The organism is Paenibacillus sp. MZ04-78.2, assembly GCF_024213375.1.
Classification (GTDB): Bacteria; Bacillota; Bacilli; order Paenibacillales; family NBRC-103111; genus Paenibacillus_G.
The window spans coordinates 123,878-143,255 of record NZ_JANAVJ010000004.1 but is presented as its reverse complement, the minus strand read 5'-3'; the positions used below and the strand labels follow the sequence as shown (position 1 = coordinate 143,255).

The 19,378-nt window shown below is 55.7% G+C and carries 18 protein-coding genes and 1 riboswitch; of the genes, 8 read left to right on the top strand and 10 right to left on the bottom strand.

The genetic code is table 11. The features are described from left to right. Positions 1–85 precede the first annotated feature (85 nt). The 4 genes from NLX71_RS05145 to NLX71_RS05130 are packed head-to-tail and all read right to left on the bottom strand — an operon-like array spanning position 86 to position 2,782. A complete protein-coding gene (locus NLX71_RS05145) occupies positions 86–937 on the bottom strand; it encodes an energy-coupling factor ABC transporter ATP-binding protein (protein WP_254362423.1) in 852 nt (283 codons plus the stop codon). After that, positions 934–1,737: a cobalt ECF transporter T component CbiQ gene (gene cbiQ, locus NLX71_RS05140; protein ID WP_254362422.1), complete on the bottom strand. Its 804-nt coding sequence runs from the start codon at positions 1,735–1,737 to the stop codon at positions 934–936. The genes NLX71_RS05145 and cbiQ overlap by 4 nt, the downstream gene beginning before the upstream one ends. Further along, positions 1,734–2,018 carry an energy-coupling factor ABC transporter substrate-binding protein gene (locus NLX71_RS05135; protein ID WP_254362421.1) on the bottom strand — a complete coding sequence of 95 codons (285 nt, stop codon included), beginning with the start codon at positions 2,016–2,018 and terminating at the stop codon, positions 1,734–1,736. The genes cbiQ and NLX71_RS05135 overlap by 4 nt, the downstream gene beginning before the upstream one ends. Then, positions 2,015–2,782: an energy-coupling factor ABC transporter permease gene (locus NLX71_RS05130; protein ID WP_254362420.1), complete on the bottom strand. Its 768-nt coding sequence runs from the start codon at positions 2,780–2,782 to the stop codon at positions 2,015–2,017. The genes NLX71_RS05135 and NLX71_RS05130 overlap by 4 nt, the downstream gene beginning before the upstream one ends. Before the next feature lie 142 nt (positions 2,783–2,924). Then, a riboswitch (cobalamin riboswitch) is annotated at positions 2,925–3,115 on the bottom strand. Positions 3,116–3,383: 268 nt separating this feature from the next. Between NLX71_RS05130 and NLX71_RS05125 the strand changes: the two genes are divergently transcribed. The 5 genes from NLX71_RS05125 to yhfH all read left to right on the top strand — a co-directional run bounded on the left by NLX71_RS05125 (position 3,384) and on the right by yhfH (position 7,156). After that, a complete protein-coding gene (locus NLX71_RS05125) occupies positions 3,384–3,572 on the top strand; it encodes a hypothetical protein (RefSeq protein ID WP_254362419.1) in 189 nt (62 codons plus the stop codon). A gap of 233 nt (positions 3,573–3,805) precedes the next feature. Next, complete coding sequence (locus NLX71_RS05120; RefSeq protein ID WP_167670103.1) at positions 3,806–3,979, top strand: hypothetical protein; 174 nt, start codon at positions 3,806–3,808, stop codon at positions 3,977–3,979. A gap of 74 nt (positions 3,980–4,053) precedes the next feature. Beyond that, a complete protein-coding gene (gene aceA, locus NLX71_RS05115) occupies positions 4,054–5,340 on the top strand; it encodes an isocitrate lyase (RefSeq protein WP_254362418.1) in 1,287 nt (428 codons plus the stop codon). A gap of 13 nt (positions 5,341–5,353) precedes the next feature. Continuing rightward, on the top strand, positions 5,354–6,955 hold the full coding sequence (gene aceB, locus NLX71_RS05110) for a malate synthase A (protein WP_254362417.1): 1,602 nt from the start codon (positions 5,354–5,356) through the stop codon (positions 6,953–6,955). An 18-nt stretch (positions 6,956–6,973) separates the two neighbouring features. Further along, positions 6,974–7,156 (top strand): protein YhfH, encoded by a 183-nt coding sequence (gene yhfH, locus NLX71_RS05105; protein WP_254362416.1) that lies wholly within the window; start codon positions 6,974–6,976, stop codon positions 7,154–7,156. Between the two features lie 200 nt (positions 7,157–7,356). Here the strand turns inward: yhfH and NLX71_RS05100 are convergent, their stop codons facing one another. Beyond that, entirely contained in the window at positions 7,357–8,373 is a 1,017-nt protein-coding gene (locus NLX71_RS05100) for a cytochrome d ubiquinol oxidase subunit II (protein ID WP_254362415.1), read from the bottom strand. A 12-nt stretch (positions 8,374–8,385) separates the two neighbouring features. After that, a complete protein-coding gene (locus tag NLX71_RS05095; RefSeq protein ID WP_254362414.1) occupies positions 8,386–9,714 on the bottom strand; it encodes a cytochrome ubiquinol oxidase subunit I in 1,329 nt (442 codons plus the stop codon). 570 nt (positions 9,715–10,284) lie between these two features. Here NLX71_RS05095 and NLX71_RS05090 point away from each other — a divergent pair. Then, on the top strand, positions 10,285–11,607 hold the full coding sequence (locus NLX71_RS05090) for a DRTGG domain-containing protein (protein ID WP_254362413.1): 1,323 nt from the start codon (positions 10,285–10,287) through the stop codon (positions 11,605–11,607). A 79-nt stretch (positions 11,608–11,686) separates the two neighbouring features. On the opposite strand, the gene NLX71_RS05085 is transcribed toward NLX71_RS05090, so the two are convergent. The 4 genes from NLX71_RS05085 to NLX71_RS05070 all read right to left on the bottom strand — a co-directional run bounded on the left by NLX71_RS05085 (position 11,687) and on the right by NLX71_RS05070 (position 14,438). Further along, complete coding sequence (locus NLX71_RS05085; protein WP_254362412.1) at positions 11,687–11,938, bottom strand: hypothetical protein; 252 nt, start codon at positions 11,936–11,938, stop codon at positions 11,687–11,689. A gap of 103 nt (positions 11,939–12,041) precedes the next feature. Then, positions 12,042–13,019 (bottom strand): electron transfer flavoprotein subunit alpha/FixB family protein, encoded by a 978-nt coding sequence (locus tag NLX71_RS05080; protein WP_254362411.1) that lies wholly within the window; start codon positions 13,017–13,019, stop codon positions 12,042–12,044. Between the two features lie 22 nt (positions 13,020–13,041). Next, positions 13,042–13,809: an electron transfer flavoprotein subunit beta/FixA family protein gene (locus tag NLX71_RS05075; RefSeq protein WP_254362410.1), complete on the bottom strand. Its 768-nt coding sequence runs from the start codon at positions 13,807–13,809 to the stop codon at positions 13,042–13,044. Between the two features lie 44 nt (positions 13,810–13,853). Beyond that, positions 13,854–14,438: a fatty acid metabolism transcriptional regulator FadR gene (locus NLX71_RS05070; RefSeq protein ID WP_254362409.1), complete on the bottom strand. Its 585-nt coding sequence runs from the start codon at positions 14,436–14,438 to the stop codon at positions 13,854–13,856. Positions 14,439–14,631: 193 nt separating this feature from the next. Here NLX71_RS05070 and NLX71_RS05065 point away from each other — a divergent pair, with 193 nt between their 5' ends. Together NLX71_RS05065 and NLX71_RS05060 are read left to right on the top strand one after the other, a co-directional pair. Then, on the top strand, positions 14,632–16,815 hold the full coding sequence (locus NLX71_RS05065; RefSeq protein WP_254362408.1) for a (Fe-S)-binding protein: 2,184 nt from the start codon (positions 14,632–14,634) through the stop codon (positions 16,813–16,815). Positions 16,816–16,974: 159 nt separating this feature from the next. After that, complete coding sequence (locus NLX71_RS05060) at positions 16,975–19,371, top strand: 3-hydroxyacyl-CoA dehydrogenase/enoyl-CoA hydratase family protein (RefSeq protein ID WP_254362407.1); 2,397 nt, start codon at positions 16,975–16,977, stop codon at positions 19,369–19,371. Positions 19,372–19,378: the final 7 nt, after the last annotated feature.

Sequence of the window (19,378 nt, the reverse complement as noted above, 5' to 3'; positions counted from 1 at the left end):
AATATACAACTAAACCGATTGATGATACAAGTGTTATTTTTAAGCGGCGATATTTCCGGCAACGACGGGGCCGCTTGGTTTGCCGCTAAAGAGCGTCTGCTGTCCCATAGCCTGTTTGCAAAAAAGCTTTCATCGCTTCGACGCTGCGAGGCGGGGCATGGCTTTTGCGGACGGCGGCCGGGAGCGCTAGCCAAAGCTCCAGCAGCATAGGCGGCTCCAGTCCGAGGCGGCGCAGCTTAGCTTCGTCGGCGAACACTTCGTGCGGCGGTCCCGCCATGCAGCATGCGCCTTGGTCCATGACCAGCACCCAATCCGCCCAAGCGTAGGCGAGATTCATGTCGTGGGTCGCCATCGCTACCGTAATTCCCTGCTCTTGGGCAAGGTCCAACTCCTCCAGCAGCTGCCGCTCGGACAAGCGGTCGAGGTAAGCCGTCGGCTCGTCCAGCAGCAGCAGCTCGGGCTCCAGCACGAGCACGCCCGCCAGCGCGACGCGCTTCTTTTGCCCCAGACTCAGCTGGTGGAGCGGGGTGTCGGCGAGAGGCTTCAGCCCCATGGAGAGCAGCATCCGCTCCGTGCGGACGGCAATCTCGTCCTCCGGCAGTCGGGCATTGCGCAAACCGTAGGAGACGTCTTCGTATGGCGTATTCAAAATCAGCTGCTGCTCCGGGTCCTGGAATACAAGACCAACCTGCTGGCGAAGCTGCAGCAGATCGTCGCGACGGTACGATAGAGGCGCGCCCTTCAGCTTCAGCTGTCCCGAAGCGGGGCGGTGGATGCCGATCGCATGCAGGAAAAAGGTCGATTTGCCGGACCCGTTATGGCCACAGATCGCCGTCTTTTTTCCTTGCGGTATCGTTAAGGTCAAGCTTCGCAGTGCTTCCTCCCCAGTGCCGGGATAGCTGTACCGGAGGTCCAGCGCTTCTAACATCGGTTTCATACGATTCCCCTCCAGCGGAGCCAACACTCCAGCAGCAATAAGATCGTGACGCCGATACCGCTTTCGAGGCGGTATCGGACGGGAACCGCGCCGGCCCGGTAAGGGGCAAGGCGGATTTCCTCGGTAAATCCTCTGGAGACGAGACCGTGCGATAATCCTTTGTAGCGGTGCATCGTCTTGGCGAACAGCCGGACGATCAGCAGCGCCGTGTCGTTCAGCCTGCCACGAAAGCCGTTGTGGCCTCCGCGGGCACGCTGCGCGGTATACAGATCATGCGCCGTCTCCGTCAAAATAAACAGGAAGCGGTAGGTGATCAGCATAAGCTCAAGCGCCAGAGCCGGAACCCGCAGCCGTTTCATCACTTGAAACAGCTCGGCCACCGGGGTCGTGAACATGACGAACGACACGGCCGACAAGCAGGCCGCCGCCCGCATGAACAATGCCGCAGCCGTATGCAGCCCTGTCTCTGTGACGTAGACTGACCCGTACGGCCGGGACCACAGAACGAACACAGAGGAGCCGGGAGCGGCGGCGCTTCCCGGCTGGATCTCGAAGAGCAGGGCAGGCAGGCTGGCGATAAAAAACAAGCAGGCCGTTCCGAGCATAACCAGATGAACTTTCAGCGGAATTCGGGCATACCGGACGACCCACACGATCATCCAAGCAAAGATTGCCGCTTGGACGGGAGGATGCGACCCGTACGACAGCATGAACAGCGCGGCCGCGAAGCCGCATTTCCACATCGGGGACATGCCGCGCAGCCGGTTGCTGTAAGAAAGCGAATCGACCAGCTGGATCATTGCGGTTTCGACTTGGACGCCTTACCCCGGAACAGGCCGATCACGTACCCGATAAATCCGGCTCCGACGGCGGCCTGCAGCGCGAACAGCATGCTTTCGGTTTCAGGCGGCGGCTTCAGCAGCGATGAGAACCAGGGCTCGTAGGACGGCTGGATCGTCTTGATCATTTCTTCGGCGACGCCGTCCGCACCGCCGAACTCCGCATTCACGAAGAGCAGAGGCAGCACGGCCAGCAGGATGACGCCGGCAAGCAGCAGGATGTTTTTGGTTCCGGTTTTCACAGCTCGCGCGCTCCTTTCATTTTGCGCTGCAGCAGCGACAGCTCTTCCGAGCTGTAGGCCTGCAGCCAGTTCCAGATTAATACGGTCAGCAGCCCTTCGCTGATCGCCAGCGGAATTTGCGTTACAGCGAAGATGCCGCCGAATTTGAGCAGCGAGGCCGCCACGCCGCCTTGCTCGGCGGGAAAAGCGAGCGCCAGCTGAAGCGACGTTACGATATAAGTGGACAGGTCGGCGAGCGCCGCCGCCGTGAAGATGGACAGTTTCTGCTTGCCGGTCGACTTCATCATTCCCTTGAACACCATGTAACCTATGAACGGACCCGCGACGGCCATGGAGAACGCGTTGGCCCCGAGGGTCGTCAGCCCGCCGTGGGCAAGCAGCAGTGACTGAAACAACAGCACGATGGAGCCCAGCACGCTCATCGGCAGCGGACCGAACATGACCGCTCCGAGCCCCGTGCCCGTCGGATGCGAGCTGCTTCCCGTCACGGACGGAATTTTCAGCGCCGACAGCACGAAGGTAAAGGCGGCGGCCAGACCGAGCATCATTTTCAGCTCCGGCGTTTCCTTCGTTATTTTCCGGAGCGCCCGCAGCCCGAGAATGAAGAAGGGCAGAAAGGCGGCCCACCAGAAAACGGCCCAGCCGAACGGCAGAAATCCTTCCATAATATGCATGGCGTAAGCGGACTCAGGCGCGTTCAACGACAAATACAGCGTTAAACCGCTTACCAAAAGCAGGGTGCCGATCGTCTTTTTCTTGTTCATAATCCTTCCTCCTGAACGTATGAAGTAAATCAAAAAAAGACCGATCCTGTAGGATGGGTCTTGGGTACGCACGCCGATAAACGACAATGCGCGCAGGTCATTGTTCGGCTATGTTCGTACACCTCTCCTTTCCGCGAAGGGTTTTGGGTGCATCCATAAGGTAGGTCTCCTGGCTCTCGGATCGTCGTGTTCTTTCGCCTTCCCCGACGGTGAATCGAGTGACGTCATGGAAAGAAAACTCCCCGAATACAGTGGCGGGACCGCTCGGGATTTGCACCCGATTCCCTGTTACCCTTTGCTCTGCGCAAAGGCACCTTATCGATTTCGTTATGCGGTTGTGTCGATGCTTGAAGAAAAAATAGTTCGCTACAAAACTATTCGCTACAAACAGAGTATTTCCTTTCGAATGTCCGAAAATATTTTATTCGCAGCATCGCGATTAAAAATTTTGATGCCTTCGGCCAACTCCAGGTTATCTTCACTGCGTATGTCGAGGCGGCAAGAACACTGCAGTGCTCTACTTATACCGCCAGTGCAAAAGTGAATAATTTTCGCGGCGGGCGTCAACCCTATCTTCATCTTGGCAGGTGGAGGTTTGGCGATGAACCGGGAAGAAGAACAAGAAGGGTATTACGAACATTTTACGAATAACAGCATTACGACGCCTCCGGGACAGGAGGATATGGCAGCGACCGATGGAATCAGCGAATTCGTGGAGCAGGTGATGGACAGCCTCGCCGGGGAAGCGGGCGATTCCGGTTCGGAGCGGGCGCGCACCTCGTCGGAGTAACATAGGTTCAATAATACACGTCCGCGAAAGCGGCTTTTCCCGACAGGGAGGAGCCGTTTTTTTCGCGTTTTATCGCGGGTTTGGGGCATGCAGCAAAGCCTGTTTTGCATATACTGTTATAAAACAGATAAAAAATTTAAAAAACAGTATTGAACAGTTTGGAATGTTGTTATATAATAACCTCATCGAACAAAAACACTGTACTATAATAAAAACAAATGGAGGTAATTCACATGAATTGTCCGATATGTCACGGTCATGGCGAAATTGAATCCCCTAACTTTCATTCCGGCGGCGTATCCAAGAACGACGAAAAGCAAACCCCGGAATACCGGGACGCTTTCGGCACGAAGGTTACCATCTGCTTCTGGTGCTGCGGCAACGGCTACGTAGAAAGTCACGAATAGTCCGCATCGATTTCCAATCGCTTATATCGTAATCACTCATATGACTCATAACCAATTTCAGGAGGGCAAAAGGGATGACAACCACTAATCGTAAAGCGCAATCGGAACAGCTTCGGCAAAAATGGAGTTCCAAAAGGTATGAGGGGGTACACCGCCCGTACAGTCCGGAAGACGTGCTTCGCTTGCGGGGCTCGGTACTGATCGAGCACACGCTGGCACAGCGGGGAGCGGAGAAGCTGTGGAAGCTGGTTCATACGGAGGATTACGTTCATGCCCTGGGCGCGCTGACAGGCAATCAAGCTCTTCAGCAGGCGAAGGCCGGACTGAAGGCCATTTATCTGAGCGGCTGGCAGGTGGCGGCGGACGCCAACCTGAGCGGCCAGATGTATCCCGACCAAAGCTTGTACCCCGCGAACAGCGTACCTGCCGTAGTTAAGCGGATCAATCAGACGCTGCAAAGAGCGGATCAGATTCAGCATGCGGAGGGGAAAGAGAACATCGACTTTTTCCTGCCGATCGTAGCCGACGCCGAAGCGGGCTTCGGCGGACCGCTCAACGTCTTCGAATTAATGAAAGCGATGATCGAAGCGGGGGCGGCGGCCGTTCACTTCGAGGATCAGCTCTCCTCGGAGAAGAAATGCGGACATATGGGCGGCAAGGTGCTGCTGCCTACCCGGCAGGCGGTCCGCCATCTGATCGCCGCCAGACTTGCCGCCGACGTCGCGGGCGTCGATACGATGATCATCGCCAGAACGGATGCGAATGCGGCCAAGCTGCTGACCAGCGATATCGACGATAACGACAAGCCGTTCCTGACAGGCGAGCGTTCGCCGGAAGGCTTCTATTATGTCAACGACGGGCTGGACCAAGCCATTTCCCGCGGTCTCGCGTACGCTCCTTATGCCGATATGGTCTGGTGCGAAACGGCCGAGCCGAATCTGGAGGAAGCGCGACGGTTTGCGGAAGCGATCCACGCGAAGTACCCCGGCAAGCTGCTGGCGTACAACTGCTCGCCTTCGTTCAACTGGAAGCGGAAGCTGGACGATGCGACGATTGCGGCGTTCCAGCAGGAATTGGGGAAAATGGGCTACAAATTCCAATTTGTGACGCTGGCCGGGTTCCATTCGTTGAACCACAGCATGTTCGAATTGGCCAGAGGGTACCGCGACCGGGGAATGGCCGCCTACTCGGAGCTGCAGCAGTCCGAGTTCGCCAGCGAGCGTCACGGCTACGAAGCGACCCGGCACCAGCGCGAGGTCGGAACCGGCTACTTCGATGAAGTGTCGCTTGTCCTGACCGGAGGCGATTCCGTGACGACGGCGCTCAAGGATTCCACCGAAGCGGAACAGTTTGCGGGCTAAGGAGGCCAAGGCGATGACGTATCATGCGGCTTCACAAGGCGTGCTGCTGAAGGGCCGAATGCATAACCCGGCTTATTTTGAAATCTTGACCCCCGACGCGCTGGCATTTGTAGCGGAACTGGAGAAGAAATTCGGTCATCGGCGTCTCTCCTTGCTGAAACAGCGGGAAGAGCGGCAGGAGAGGATCGATGCGGGGGAGCTGCCCGATTTTTTGAAGGAGACGGAGGACGTTCGCAGAGGGGATTGGCGCATTGCGCCGATCCCGTCCGATCTGTCCGACCGGAGAGTCGAGATCACCGGGCCTGCCGGCGACCGAAAAATGGTCATTAACGCGCTGAATTCCGGCGCGAAGCTGTATATGGCGGATTTTGAAGATGCGAATTCGCCGCAGTGGAGCAATTGCATCGAAGGACAAATCAACATGCGGGACGCCGTGCGGCGAACGATCCGCTACGAGTCCCCGGAAGGCAAGACATATGCGTTGAACGAACAGACGGCTGTGCTGAAGGTCCGCCCCAGGGGCTGGCATCTGGAAGAAAAGCACGTATGGGTCGATCAGCGTCCGATGTCGGCGGGATTATTCGATTTCGGCCTGTTCTTCTTCCACAACGCGCAGGAACTGCTGGATCGGGGGAGCGCCCCGTATTTCTACTTGCCGAAGCTGGAAAGCCATCTGGAAGCGAGATTGTGGAACGATGTCTTCACCTTTGCCGAGCAGAAGCTGGGCATCCCCGCAGGTACGATCAAAGCGACGGTGCTGATCGAGACGATTCTGGCGGCTTTTGAAATGGACGAAATTTTGTATGAGCTGCGGGAGCACAGCGCAGGCCTCAATTGCGGACGCTGGGACTATATTTTCAGCTACATCAAAAAGCTCAGAAACCAGGAGCATGTCATTTTGCCGGACCGCGGCTTGGTGACGATGGAATCGCCGTTCATGCGGGCGTATTCGCTGCTGGCGATCCAGACGTGTCACAAGCGGGGAGCGCCCTGCATCGGCGGTATGGCCGCGCAAATTCCGATCAAGGACGATCCCGAAGCCAACGAGGAAGCCATGCGGAAGGTCCGTGCGGATAAGACGCGCGAAGCGACGCAAGGGCATGACGGAACCTGGGTCGCCCATCCGGGCCTTGTGCCGGTCGCCCGGGAAGTGTTCGACCGCCTGATGCCGGCGTCCAATCAGATCGACCGGCAGTTGACGGACATCGAAGTGACCGCCGCCGACTTGCTCGAAGTTCCGCAGGGGCCGATTACGGAAAGCGGCGTTCGCACGAACATTCATGTCGGACTTCACTATTTGGAAGCGTGGCTGCGGGGTTACGGCGCGGTGCCGATCCGCAACCTGATGGAGGACGTAGCCACCGCGGAAATTTCGCGGGCGCAGCTGTGGCAGTGGATTCATCATCCGAAGGGCATTCTGGAGGACGGGCGCAAAGTAACGGCCGATCTGTTCCGAGAGCTGCTTGAAGAAGAGCTGCGGGCGATTCGGGAGCGCGTTGGCGCCGACCGGTTCGAGCAAGGACAATACATGCTGGCGAAGACGCTGTTTAGCGATATGACGACGTCCACGACGTTCGAGGACTTTTTGACCATCCCAAGCTACGCGCATTTATAAGAATGGAGGAGAAGGAATATGCTTCAATCATCGACGAAGTTTTATGAGCAGCTTCCGGTCAAATGCTGCAGCCGCTGCGGCGAAACGGTAGAGGAGATGGCGGACTGCCATCACACGGAGTGCTATAAATGTTCGGAAACGGTATTTTATCCGCTGTCGCCCATCTTTCTGAGCATGTACAACTCGGCAATTCAAGAGTAGCGGGCCGTATCGACTCGCACAAAGCAGCTCCTTTCCTGCGCGGAAGGGAGCTGCTTTGTGCAGACTCCTCTAAGGGGAGGGTCAAGAAAAACTTAGCTCATCATATAACCTCAGCATATAACGTATTGCGGATAACAATATCAAGGCCGCGATTCCGAAACAAAGCCGCACCAGCCATTTTTCCTGCCGTTCAAAGACATTCATGACGTTTCCCCCTTCACGTACTTGGCACTGAACAAAAACAGTCTGAGCAGCAGCACAAGCGCCGGAACCAAAAGCACGAGTCCTGCAACGAACGAGACGACTAACGCTCGTCCCATGGCTGGATTCGTGACACTGCTTGAAAGCGTTAAATACGGGTAAAGCAAATAAGGAAGATGCGAAATCCCATAGCCGAAAAATGCAAATGCAAACTGCAGCATCACCATCACAAAAGCCGTACCGTAGTTTTTCCGACGCCAAATGAGCCAGATGGAGGTCACATAGCTTCCAAAGGACAAACCGAACATCCACCATACCTTAAGCGCATTTTGGAAATGCTCCGGATTATGGTTGCGAAGGGCGATAAAGACAAAGAGACTGGAAATAATCGTCGGTATGCCTCCCCATAAGGCAAAATAGCGAAGCCATTCAAGCGCCCTTTTATCTTCCGCGTGATCAGCGTAATATGTCAAGAAAGCTGAACTGATAAATAGAACACTTGAAACGGCAAGAAGGACGACAGCCCAGGAATAGGTGCTAAAGAACAACTCCTCCATCAGCAGCGTAACGGTGTTTCCGCTGACGGACAAAAAGCCTCCTTCCGAAATGGTAAATACGGTCGATAAAGCGGCTGGTATAAGCAGCCCCGTCGACCCGTAGGCAAGCAAATAAACATTATTTTTCTTTGCGCCATAATTGGCAAATGCATAGAAAGATCCCCGTACGGCGAGCAGGATAAGCGCTATGCTTCCAGGAAGCAGCAAGGCGGTTCCGTAATAGTAGGCCGTCTCTGGAAAAAAGCCGACAATGCCGACGAAAAAGAAGACGAGGAAAACATTCGTCACTTCCCACACCGGCGATAAATATCTGGAAATGACGGGCCCAATAATGTTTTCAATTCCGATGACCTTGCCGTAATAAGCGTAAAACCCGGCGCCGAAATCGATGGACGCAACAATCAAGTAACCGTAAAGGAATATCCACAGAACCGTAATTCCAATTTGCTCCAGTTGCATGTTGATGCCCTCCTACAAAATAATTCGCCGTTCCTCCAGCTCGTACTCAGCCGGTTTATTGCGGAACAATCGGCTGAGCACGAGCAGGCAAACTATGCCTAGCAGGAGGTACAAAGCGGCGAACAGCCAAAAGGTGATTCCGACATGAGGGTTCGTTGTCACCGCATCGGACACACGCATGTATCCCCTTAAAATCCACGGTTGTCTGCCAACTTCCGCGTAAAACCAACCAAGCTCGATGGCGAGCAAGGAGAAGGGCCCCCCGGCAAAAATTGCCCAAAGCATCCAGCGGTTATAAGCATTCCGTCGTTTCATTCGGGTCATGACGAGGAAGATGACGGGAACGGCCAGCAAGTAAAAGCCGATGCCTACCATGGCATCAAACAAATAATGCACATAGAGCGGGGGCCACTCGTCTTCCGGAAAATCGTTTAAGCCGACCACCGTTCCGTTTGGATCATTAGTCGCGAGAAGGCTGAGCGCCCAAGGAATTTTTATCGCTCCCATGATCTCGTTCGTGACCGGATTCAGTTGACCGCCGATCACAAGTGAAGCACGACGGCTTGTTTCGAAATGCCATTCCGCCGCGGCAAGTTTTTCAGGCTGCTTTTCGGCCAAAAATTTGGCAGAAGCATCTCCTATCCAGATCGTAGCTGCCGCAAGAATAAGACCGGTCATCATATTAAGCCGGATGGACTTTTTGTAATATTCGTTGTTTCGTCCCCGCAACATGGAAAATGCGGCAATCATCCCTAACAGAAATGCAGCGGTCAAATAAGCGGAAGACAGCACATGGGCCACTTTTGAAGGTGTCGCCGGATTCAACATGGCCGCGAGCGGATCAAGATTCGTCAGCTTGCCATTTTCAATCGTAAACCCTTGCGGCGTGTTCATAAAACCGTTAACCATCGTAATAAACAACGCTGAAGCGGAGGAGCCGATGACGATTGGAAGGGTCAGCAGCCAGTGAAGGTATGGATTGCGGAACCGATTCCATGTGTACAGGTAGATACCAAGAAAGATGGCTTCGAAGAAAAACGCAAAGGTTTCCAAAAAAAGCGGCAAGCTGATCACATTGCCTGCAAATCGCATAAATTCCGGCCATAGCAGGCTGAGCTGAAGACCGATACACGTTCCGGTAACGACACCTACGGCTACGGTAATGACAAAGCCTCGCGTCCATCTTCTCGCCATGAGTGAATAATGGGGGTCCTTTTTCCTGATCCCTATCCATTCGGCAATGGAGATGAAGATCGGTATGCCGACGCCAACGGTGGCGAACAGTATATGAAAAGCAAGTGTCATTTCCGTCAAGCCGCGGCTCCAATTCAACGTATTCATCTTAAACCCTCCTTGCTTACGATCATCAAATTGCCTGGCGATATCCTTGAGCTCCACCGATTAATATACCTGTCTTTTCCAAAAAGTATACAAGGAAGCAGCGGCAGCTTTGATTAATAAAACAATTAAAAAAAGCCGCGAGATTTGCGACTTTAAAAGAAGATATTAGGAAAGAATAACGATCGTTGCCGAAGTCCAGGATGGGAAAATAACCTATGTAAGCAATATGTTGATGCAATCGAGCTGCATTTTCAAGTACGGATGTACAAAACAATAAGAGATATTACAACTATAAGGAGCATACCATAACTAAATACAGCAATCCAAATCCCTGAAGTTCCGTCTTTGGTCGATTTTTTGTTCATGTCGATCTCTCCACATTATATTTTTACTTCAAAGGTAGCTTCCCCTTATATGATACGCAATATGCAAAGGAATATTTGCTGGAAACCATTTATGATGCCGAGGGGCGGCTTGATGGAGAAACCGTCAGCCGGGGCTCTATTTTTGTGTATCCGCTTATAGTATAATTGTTAAAGATTGTTACGTTGTAACTAGGCGGGTGAAGCGATGCAGGAAGAGACGCTGACCAAGCACGAGCAGATCATTCGATATATCGAGGAATTGAGCATAGGAACGCACATCTCCGTCCGTAAAATTGCCCAGGCCCTCGAAGTCAGCGAGGGAACGGCCTACCGCGCGATGAAGGAAGCGGAAACGTTGGGCTATGTCAGCACGAAGGATCGTACGGGCACGGTGCGGGTGGAGAAAAAAGAACCGCAGCCGATCGACAAGCTGACGTTCGCCGAGGTGGTCAACATTGTGGACGGCGAGGTGCTCGGCGGCGCGGGCGGCCTGCATAAGTCATTGAATAAATTCGTGATCGGGGCGATGCAGCTCGAAGCGATGAAACGCTACATCGAGCCGGGCAATCTGCTCATTGTCGGCAACCGCACCCAGGCGCATCTCTATGCGTTGGGGCAGGGCGCCGGCATACTCGTGACGGGCGGGTTTCAGACGCTGGACGAGGCGAAGGAGTTGGCCGACGAGCTTGAGCTGCCGATTATCAGCACCAGCTACGATACGTTTACCGTGGCGACGATGATCAACCGCGCGATTTACGACCAGCTGATCAAGAAAAAAATCATGCTCGTCCGCGACATTATCCGGACCGATGCCCGGGTCTATTCGCTGCATGCTGAGGATACCGTTTCGGACATGCGGCATTGGATGGACGAAACCGGACATACCCGCTTCCCGGTCGTGGACGAACGGAACAAGCCGATCGGCATGGTGACGGCGAAGGACGTCGTCGGAGCCGAAGCGGGACAGCCGATTCACCAGCTCATGACGCTGGACCCGCTCACCGTAAGCGATCAGGCGCCCGTCGCCTCGGTCAGCCATACGATGGTGTGGGAAGGCATCGAACTGCTGCCCGTAGTGAACAAGGATGGAAAAATGGTCGGCGTGATCAGCCGGGACGATGTGCTCAAAGCGATGCAGTATTTGCAAACGCAGCCGCAGCACGGGGAAACCCTTGAGGATCAAATCTGGTCCGGGATGGAGAAGGTGCGGGACAAGGACGGCGAATTTTATTACCGGGGAACCGTAACCGCCCAAATGACCAATCCGGTCGGGACGGTGTCGGAAGGCATTTTGACGACCCTGATGAGCCAGGTCGCGATCCGCACGATCCGGGAACAAAAAAGAGGCGACTTGATCGTGGACAGCTCCTCGAATTATTTTCTGCTGCCGATTCCGATCGACAGCGTGATCGAATGCGTGCCGAACGTGCTGGAGATGAGCCGCAAGTACGGGAAGATCGAAGTGGATATTTTCTGCGATGGGAAACGAATGACGAAGTCGACGTTTACTTGCCGTTTGACGGATTGAGAGGCGATCCGGTGGATAGGAGTTATAGCGCGGGCGGAACATGGTTCCGCCCGTTTTGCTGCTTTTATTCCCTTACTTTCTAAATCAAATGCGGATAATGGCCATCCCATGCGCCGTGCCCTTGAAAAGGCGGAAACGTTTCGTCCACCTCCCACGATTCAACGAGACTGTGAGCGGTCGGCCCATCGTAACCTCTTCCCATCAAATAAGCAATAGCGGCGACTTCATACATGGCATGCTCGACGGACGTATAGGTCATTTCTTTCAAACCGTACTGAACGACGGGAGCGACGGAGCCAAGCACAAAATTTCTAAGCGTATGATCGATCATTAAACTACCTTCCTCTCCATAAATTGGGCGTTTCTCACAGTCCATGATATTCGCCCTGGGAGAGGAATGCCCCGGCACCAGCCCATTTATAGCAACGCTTAAATTATGCCAGCACTTTCTTGAACTCTTGGGTAAGCAGCGGGACGATCTCGAACAGATCGCCGACGATGCCGTAATCGGCGATTTTGAAGATCGGCGCTTCCGGGTCTTTATTAATCGCGATAATGACGCGCGACTGGCTCATCCCGGCCAAATGCTGGATGGCGCCGCTGATGCCGCAGGCGATATACACCTCCGGCGTTACGACTTTGCCGGTCTGTCCGATCTGCAGCGAATAGTCGCAGTAGCCTGCGTCGCAAGCGCCGCGGGAGGCGCCGACAGCGGCGTTCAGCGCTTCGGCCAGCGGTTCAAGCGTACGGAACCCGTCGGCGCTCTTCACGCCCCGGCCGCCGGATATAACGATTTTCGCTTCCGTCAGATCGACTTTCCCGGACGCTTTATGCACCACGTCCTTTACGACGGAACGCAGGTCGGCAGCAGGGGAGAAGGGGGTGGCCGCCATTTCCGCTTGCGAGCCGGAGACGGCCTCGGCGGCGGGCACGTTATTCGGGCGAATCGTGATGACCATCGGGCCTTGGGTAAACCGTTTCTTCTCGAACGCTTTGCCCGCGTAAAGCGGACGCGTGAAGGAAAGGCCGTCACCTGTCTTTTCCAGCGCGATGACGTCGGAAACTTGCCCCGCCTGCAAGTGCGCGGCGATCTTGGGCGCCAGGTCGCGGCCGATGGCGGTATGGCCGAACAGAACGGCGTGCGGATTCGCTGTGTCGAGAATGCCCGCCAGTGCGGAGAAATACGTCTCCGGATTATAGTGAGCGAGCTCCGCATGGTCGACGGACACGACTTGGTCGACGCCGTAGCCCGACAGCTCCTGGGCAAACGCGGACAGTCCGTGGCCGAGAAGCGCCGCCACGATCCGGTCGCCGTCGTCTTTGGCCAGCCGGGCCGCTTGAATCGTTTCGAAGGTAACTTGACGGAGCTTGCCGCCCCGGATTTCCGCGAAGATCACATAAGTTTTGCTCATATCGATTTCCCTCCCTTTGGCATTAAAGCGCTTTGGCTTCCGTACGAAGCAGGTGAACGAGCTGCGCGACTTGCTGCTGCGGATCGCCCTGCAGCACTTGTCCCGCTTTGCGCTCCGGCGGGAGCGAGAGGGTATCGCGCGCCGTCTTCGGGGCGATGTCCGCTTCGGTTAAGCCCAAGTCATCCAGCGTCAGCTGCTGGAACGGCTTTTTCTTCGCTTTCATGATGCCGGGCAAGGAAGGGTAGCGGGGCTCGTTCAAGCCTTGCTGCGCCGTGAACAGGGCGGGCAGCGCGACCTCCAGCGTCTCGGTGTCCCCTTCGGCGTCGCGCTGCGCCGTCGCCCGGCCGCCGTTCAGCTCCAGCTTCACGACGGAGGAGACGTGCGGGATGTTCAGCAGGTGGGCGACGCGGATCGCAACCTGTCCTGCGCCGTGATCGACGGAGAAATTGCCGCCGAGCACAAGATCGTACGATTGCTTCCCGAGGTAAGCCGCAAGCACTTTGGACACGGCGAACTCGTCGCCGGAGATGTGTTCGTCCGAGATCAGCACGGCTTCGTCCGCGCCCATCGCCAGCGCGGTCCGCAGCGCTTCGGCGCAGCGCTCCGGGCCGATCGAGACGACGACAATATTGCCGCCATGCTCTTCCTTCAGCCGGATCGCTTCTTCTACGGCATATTCGTCGTACGGATTGATGACGAATTTCGCCCCGTCCTCGGATACCGCGCCGTCGCGGATGACGATTTTCTCCTCCGTATCGAACGTTTGCTTCATCAGTACATAAATGTTCATAAGTCCAATGCCCCTCCCATACAAAATAAAGACAATATAACGTATTAAGCCTTCAACCCTTGTATGAAAAACTCTACGGTTTTCTCGACCTGCGCCGTGAGCGAATATTTACGGCCGGCGATCAACCATGAAGTGACTACCTCGTCCATGGAGCCAAATACGAGCAGGCGCGTCAGCTTGACGTCCAGGTTGGCCCGGAAGATGCCTTCTTCGATACCTTGGCGCAGCACCTTTTCGATCAGCTCGATATACGTTTTGACGACAAGGCCGATTTCCTTGCGCAGCGCCAGCGAGCTTTGTCGCAGCTCGATTTGGGTGACGAACGCCAGATCGACGTTTTGCTCCAGCATCGTGTAGTGGATCTCGCAAATTTTGCACAGCGCCTCGTCCGCGGAGTCCGTCTCCTTGATGCTGCTGTGAAATTGACCGACCAGGTCGCCCAATTTTTTTTGGAAGAGAGAAATAAGAATGTCTTCCTTGTTTTTAAAATATAAATAGATCGTTCCGTCTGCTACGCCGGCTTCCTTGGCAATCCGGGAAACCTGCGCGTTATGATAGCCGTTTTCGGCGATGACTTTCAGCGCCGCATCCAGTATCAAATTGTGCTTCTCCATTTTTTTGCTTGCCATCCAATCACCACCATGATATTATTCAGTCAGAAACTGAATGAGCATTCATTCATTTCAATTTCATCTTATGAGAAACGCTGCAGCTTGTCAATGTGTTTTGCTCATAAGATTTTTATGGGGGTCTAATGTTATCGCTTTCAAACAAGCCTGCCACAGCTTGGACCTAATCGGACGGAAAGGATGGATGTAACAAATGATGTGGCTCATCTTGAATCTGCTCGCCTTTCTTGCTGTAACAGCGTACGCAATCCGCCTGTTTTGGAAAGCCGTGTCTCACCGCTACGCGTATATGAAGCTCGGACAGCCCGTAGATTTCCGGCAGCAGGGCAAGGAGCGGCTGGGCGAGTTTATGGCCGAAATATTCGGCCAGAAGAAGCTGCTGAAGGACAAAAAAAGCGGAATCATGCACTTTGTTATTTTTTACGGCTTCATCATCCTGCAGCTCGGCGCTCTGGATCTGATCGTGAAGGGGCTGCGCGGAGGGGCAAGCGTATCGTTCCCCGGGTACGCCGTCTTCGGTCTGCTGCAGGAGATTACGGTATTCTCGATCCTCGTGGCGATGGGGTATGCGGTCTACCGCCGCTATGTGGAGAACCTGCCCCGCCTGAAAAAAGGCTGGAAGCCGAGCATCGTCGTCTTCTTTATTTTCGGCTTGATGCTGTCCGTGCTGCTGTCGCTCGCCTTCGAGCGGCTCTGGCTTGGCTCGCATACAAGCGCAGCCTACGCTCCGATCTCCTCCGCGATTGCGGCGGCGTTCGAAGGCCTGTCCGGCCAGACGGCGGCGGTGCTGTTCTATGTATGCTGGTGGCTCCACCTGCTGATTCTGCTGGCATTTCTCGTTTACGTGCCGCAATCGAAGCATTTTCATATATTGACCGCGCCTATCAATATATGGTTCCGCCGCAAGGAGCCGGTAGGTCGGCTGAAAAAGCTGGATTTGGAAGACGAGGAAGCCGAATCGTTCGGCGTCGGCAAGATCGAGGATTTTACGCAAAAGCAGATGCTCGATTTCTATGCCTGCGTCGAATGCGGGCGATGCACAAACGTTTGCCCAGCCTCGAACACCGGCAAGACGCTGTCGCCGATGCATCTGATCGTCAAGCTGCGTGATCATCTGACGGAAAAAGGCACGGCGGTGACGTCCAAGTCCCCGTGGGTGCCGGAATACGCGTTCTCCGCTGCGGGGGCCCATTCGATGGAGGCGGCGGTCGAGCCGGGCGTCCGGTGGGAAACCGAAGGGATCACCGATATTCGTCCGACGCTGGCATGGCAGCAGAACGCATGGAAGGTACGGGAGAAGCCGGCAGAGGAAGCCGAGCTGATCGGCGATGTGATGACAGAGGACGAGATCTGGTCCTGTACGACATGCCGCAACTGCGAAGACCAATGTCCGGTCGGCAACGAGCATGTGGACAAAATTATCGATCTGCGGAGGCATCTTGTCCTGATGCAGGGCAGCATGCCGCATGAAGGCCAGCGCGCGATGCAAAATATCGAGCGGCAGGGCAATCCGTGGGGACTCAGCCGCAGCGACCGGGTGAAGTGGACCGGGGAAATCGACGGCATCGCGGTCCCGACGGTCAAGGAAAATCCGAATTTCGAGTACCTGTTCTTCGTCGGCTCGATGGGCTCTTACGATCTGCGCAGCCGCAAAATATCGCGGGCGTTTGTCCGGCTGCTTCACGAGGCTGGCGTCAGCTTCGCGATTCTCGGCAACGAGGAGAAAAATTCCGGCGACACGCCGCGCAGGCTTGGCAACGAAATGCTGTTCCAGCAATTGTGCGCGGAAAATATCGCCGTTTTCGAGAAATATGGCGTCAAAAAAATCGTCACCGCTTGTCCGCATACGTACAACACGCTCAAAAACGAGTACCCGGACTTCGGGCTGGAGGGCGTGGAGGTGCTTCACCATACGGAGCTGCTGGACCGGCTTATCCGGTCGGGCAAGCTGACGCCGCGCCATGCGGTGAACGAGCGGATCACGTATCACGATTCGTGTTACCTGGGCCGCTACAACAACGTTTACGAGCAGCCCCGCAACGTGCTGCGCGCGATCCCCGGCGTCGAGCTCGTCGAGATGGAGCGCACCCGCGAGAACGGGATGTGCTGCGGAGCGGGCGGCGGCATGATGTGGATGGAGGAAACGTCGGGCAAACGCGTCAATCTGGCGCGGACCGAGCAGGCGCTCGAAACGAACCCGACGGTTATCAGCAGCGCGTGCCCGTACTGTCTGACGATGATGGAGGACGGCACGAAGATGAAGGAAGCGGAAGACCGCGTCAAGGCGAGAGATATCGCCGAAATACTGGAGCAATCCGTATTCGGCGAATCCCATATACAACCGGCGAACGATGTAGTCGGTGTGAGCGGATCGTAAGAGCGGCCCCGTCGTCCCCGCAAGGCGAATGCTTGGCGGGTGCCGATAGGTTACGCAATGAAATTCGCCTGCCCGGCTGCAAGACGCCGCCGAATGCTTTTACTCACACGTTTGTTCAAGCAATCTATATCAAAAACGTATTGGGAGGTAAGCAATATCATGATGAGATCGATACGCAAAGCAGCCGTCATCGGGTCGGGTGTCATGGGCTCCGGCATTGCCGCCCATCTGGCAAACGCTGGAATTCCCTGCCTGTTGCTCGACATCGTTCCGAAGCAGCTGACGGAAGAGGAAGCGGCCAAAGGGCTCACGCTGGAGCATCCCGCCGTGCGCAGCCGATTGGCTGTTCAAGCGATAGCCAAGCTGAAAAAGACGAAGCCCGCGCCGCTGTACGACGCTACTTTCGCAGAGCGCATCACGCCGGGCAATCTGGAGGATCATTTGGCGCAAATTGCGAACGTCGACTGGGTCATTGAAGTCATCGTCGAAAATTTGGACGCCAAGAAGCAACTGCTCAGCAAGATTGAAGCGCATTGGAAAGAAGGCACCGTCGTCAGCTCGAATACGTCCGGCATTTCAATCAATGCCATGTCCGCCGATTGCGGCGAAGCGTTCAAACGCCATTTTCTTGGCACGCACTTTTTCAATCCTCCGCGTTATATGAAACTGCTTGAGGTGATTCCGGGCAAGCATACCGCCCCGGCTATCGTCAGCGGCATGAAGCAATTTTGCGAGAACCGCCTCGGCAAAGGTGTCGTCCTGGCTAAAGATACGCCGAACTTCATCGCCAACCGCATTGGCACGTACGGGCTGCTCGTTACGCTACAGGAAATGCAGGAGAAGGGGTACCGCGTCGAAGAGGTGGACGCCGTGACGGGTCCGGCGCTCGGCCGCCCGAAAAGTGCGACGTTCCGCACGCTCGATCTCGTCGGACTCGACACCTTCGTGCATGTGGCGAATAACGTATATGAGAACGTCTCGGACGAAGCCGAGAAGGCCGTGTTTGCCGAATCGCCCGTGCTGCGCGGCATGGTGGACAAAGGCTGGCTCGGCGAGAAGTCGGGACAAGGCTTTTATTTGAAGAAAAAAGGGCCGAAAGGCAGCGAAATTTTGTCGCTCGATTTCGCGACCATGGACTATGTACCCCAGAAAAAAGCGGCATCCGCCTCGCTGGAAGCGGCGAAGCTTGCGAAGGGCGCGCGGGAGAAAACGAAGGCGCTCCTCGGAGCGGGCGACCGTTATTCCGAGCTGGCGTGGAACATTTTGAAGAAGGTGCTTGTGTACTCGGCCGCCAAGCTTGGCGAAATCGCCGATTCGATCCGCGAAATTGACGAAGCGATGAAATGGGGCTTCGGCTGGGAGCTCGGTCCGTTCGAAACGTGGGACGCCATCGGACTGGTCCGGTCGGTCGAGCGAATGGAAGCGGAAGGCACGGCCGTTCCCGGCTGGGTGAAGGAGTGGATCGCGCAGGGCAACACGTCGTTCTATAAGAAGCAGGACGGCGCAGCGTTCTACGTGCACGGCGCGCAGTATAAGGAGCTGGAAGCGGCGCCGGAGGTCATCTCGCTGCGCAGCCTGAAGGAGCAGAACCGCGTCGTGAAATCCAACAGCGGCGCCAGCCTCATCGATATTGGCGACGGGGTCGCGTGCCTCGAATTCCATTCGCCGAACAATGCGATCGGGGCGGACATTTTGATGATGATCCAGCAAAGCCTGGATGAAGTAAGAAGCAACTACGACGGGCTTGTTATCGCCAACCAGGGGCGGAACTTCTGCGTGGGTGCGAATCTGATGATTTTGCTCATGGAAGCGCAGGACGAGGAATGGGATGAAATCAACAGCATCATCCACCTGTTCCAGAACACGATGTACAAGGTAAAACGGTTCGAAAAGCCGGTCGTGGCGGCGCCGCACCGGATGGCGCTTGGCGGTGGCGTGGAGGCGAGCATGCCGGCGGATCAGATCGTCGCTGCGGCGGAGACGTACTTCGGCTTGGTGGAGGTTGGTGTCGGTCTGATTCCGGCCGGGGGCGGCTGCAAGGAGATGGCGCTTCGGGCAAGCCAGCATACCGCACATCCGGACGCTGATCTGCAGCCGTACTTGAACCAGGCGTTCGAGACGATCGGCACGGCGAAGGTATCGGCCAGCGGCCACGATGCGTTCAAGCTGGGGCTGTTCAAGCCGACGGACCGGGTCGTCATCAATCAGGACCACTTGATTCACGAAGCGAAGCAGTCCGTTCTGCGCATGGCGAAGGCGGGCTACGAGCCGATTCGCGAAGAAAAAATCCGCGTCGCTGGAGCCGAAGGCAAAGCGGTGATGCAGCTCGGCGCTTATTCGATGCGGCAGAGCGGCTATATCAGCGATCACGATGTGAAAATTGCCAATAAGCTGGCACACGTGCTGGCCGGAGGCGATGTGCCCGCAGGCTCGCTGGTGACGGAGCAGTACATGCTCGATCTGGAGCGCGAGGCGTTCCTGAGCTTGTGCGGCGAGCAGAAAACGCAGCAGCGCATACAGCACATGCTGTCCAAAGGCAAAGCGCTGCGCAATTAATAATCCC

Excerpts from the sequence above, each read along its gene's own strand:
- NLX71_RS05125 (WP_254362419.1), top strand. The coding sequence starts at position 3,384 with ATGAACCGGGAAGAAGAACAAGAAGGGTATTACGAACATTTTACGAAT.
- aceB (WP_254362417.1), top strand. The coding sequence starts at position 5,354 with ATGACGTATCATGCGGCTTCACAAGGCGTGCTGCTGAAGGGCCGAATG.
- NLX71_RS05080 (WP_254362411.1), bottom strand. The coding sequence starts at position 13,019 with ATGAGCAAAACTTATGTGATCTTCGCGGAAATCCGGGGCGGCAAGCTC.
- NLX71_RS05070 (WP_254362409.1), bottom strand. The coding sequence starts at position 14,438 with ATGGCAAGCAAAAAAATGGAGAAGCACAATTTGATACTGGATGCGGCG.
- NLX71_RS05060 (WP_254362407.1), top strand. The coding sequence starts at position 16,975 with ATGATGAGATCGATACGCAAAGCAGCCGTCATCGGGTCGGGTGTCATG.
- yhfH (WP_254362416.1), top strand. The coding sequence starts at position 6,974 with ATGCTTCAATCATCGACGAAGTTTTATGAGCAGCTTCCGGTCAAATGC.
- cbiQ (WP_254362422.1), bottom strand. The coding sequence starts at position 1,737 with ATGATCCAGCTGGTCGATTCGCTTTCTTACAGCAACCGGCTGCGCGGC.
- NLX71_RS05100 (WP_254362415.1), bottom strand. The coding sequence starts at position 8,373 with ATGCAACTGGAGCAAATTGGAATTACGGTTCTGTGGATATTCCTTTAC.
- NLX71_RS05145 (WP_254362423.1), bottom strand. The coding sequence starts at position 937 with ATGAAACCGATGTTAGAAGCGCTGGACCTCCGGTACAGCTATCCCGGC.
- NLX71_RS05130 (WP_254362420.1), bottom strand. The coding sequence starts at position 2,782 with ATGAACAAGAAAAAGACGATCGGCACCCTGCTTTTGGTAAGCGGTTTA.
- aceA (WP_254362418.1), top strand. The coding sequence starts at position 4,054 with ATGACAACCACTAATCGTAAAGCGCAATCGGAACAGCTTCGGCAAAAA.
- NLX71_RS05095 (WP_254362414.1), bottom strand. The coding sequence starts at position 9,714 with ATGAATACGTTGAATTGGAGCCGCGGCTTGACGGAAATGACACTTGCT.
- NLX71_RS05090 (WP_254362413.1), top strand. The coding sequence starts at position 10,285 with ATGCAGGAAGAGACGCTGACCAAGCACGAGCAGATCATTCGATATATC.
- NLX71_RS05085 (WP_254362412.1), bottom strand. The coding sequence starts at position 11,938 with ATGATCGATCATACGCTTAGAAATTTTGTGCTTGGCTCCGTCGCTCCC.
- NLX71_RS05065 (WP_254362408.1), top strand. The coding sequence starts at position 14,632 with ATGATGTGGCTCATCTTGAATCTGCTCGCCTTTCTTGCTGTAACAGCG.
- NLX71_RS05075 (WP_254362410.1), bottom strand. The coding sequence starts at position 13,809 with ATGAACATTTATGTACTGATGAAGCAAACGTTCGATACGGAGGAGAAA.
- NLX71_RS05120 (WP_167670103.1), top strand. The coding sequence starts at position 3,806 with ATGAATTGTCCGATATGTCACGGTCATGGCGAAATTGAATCCCCTAAC.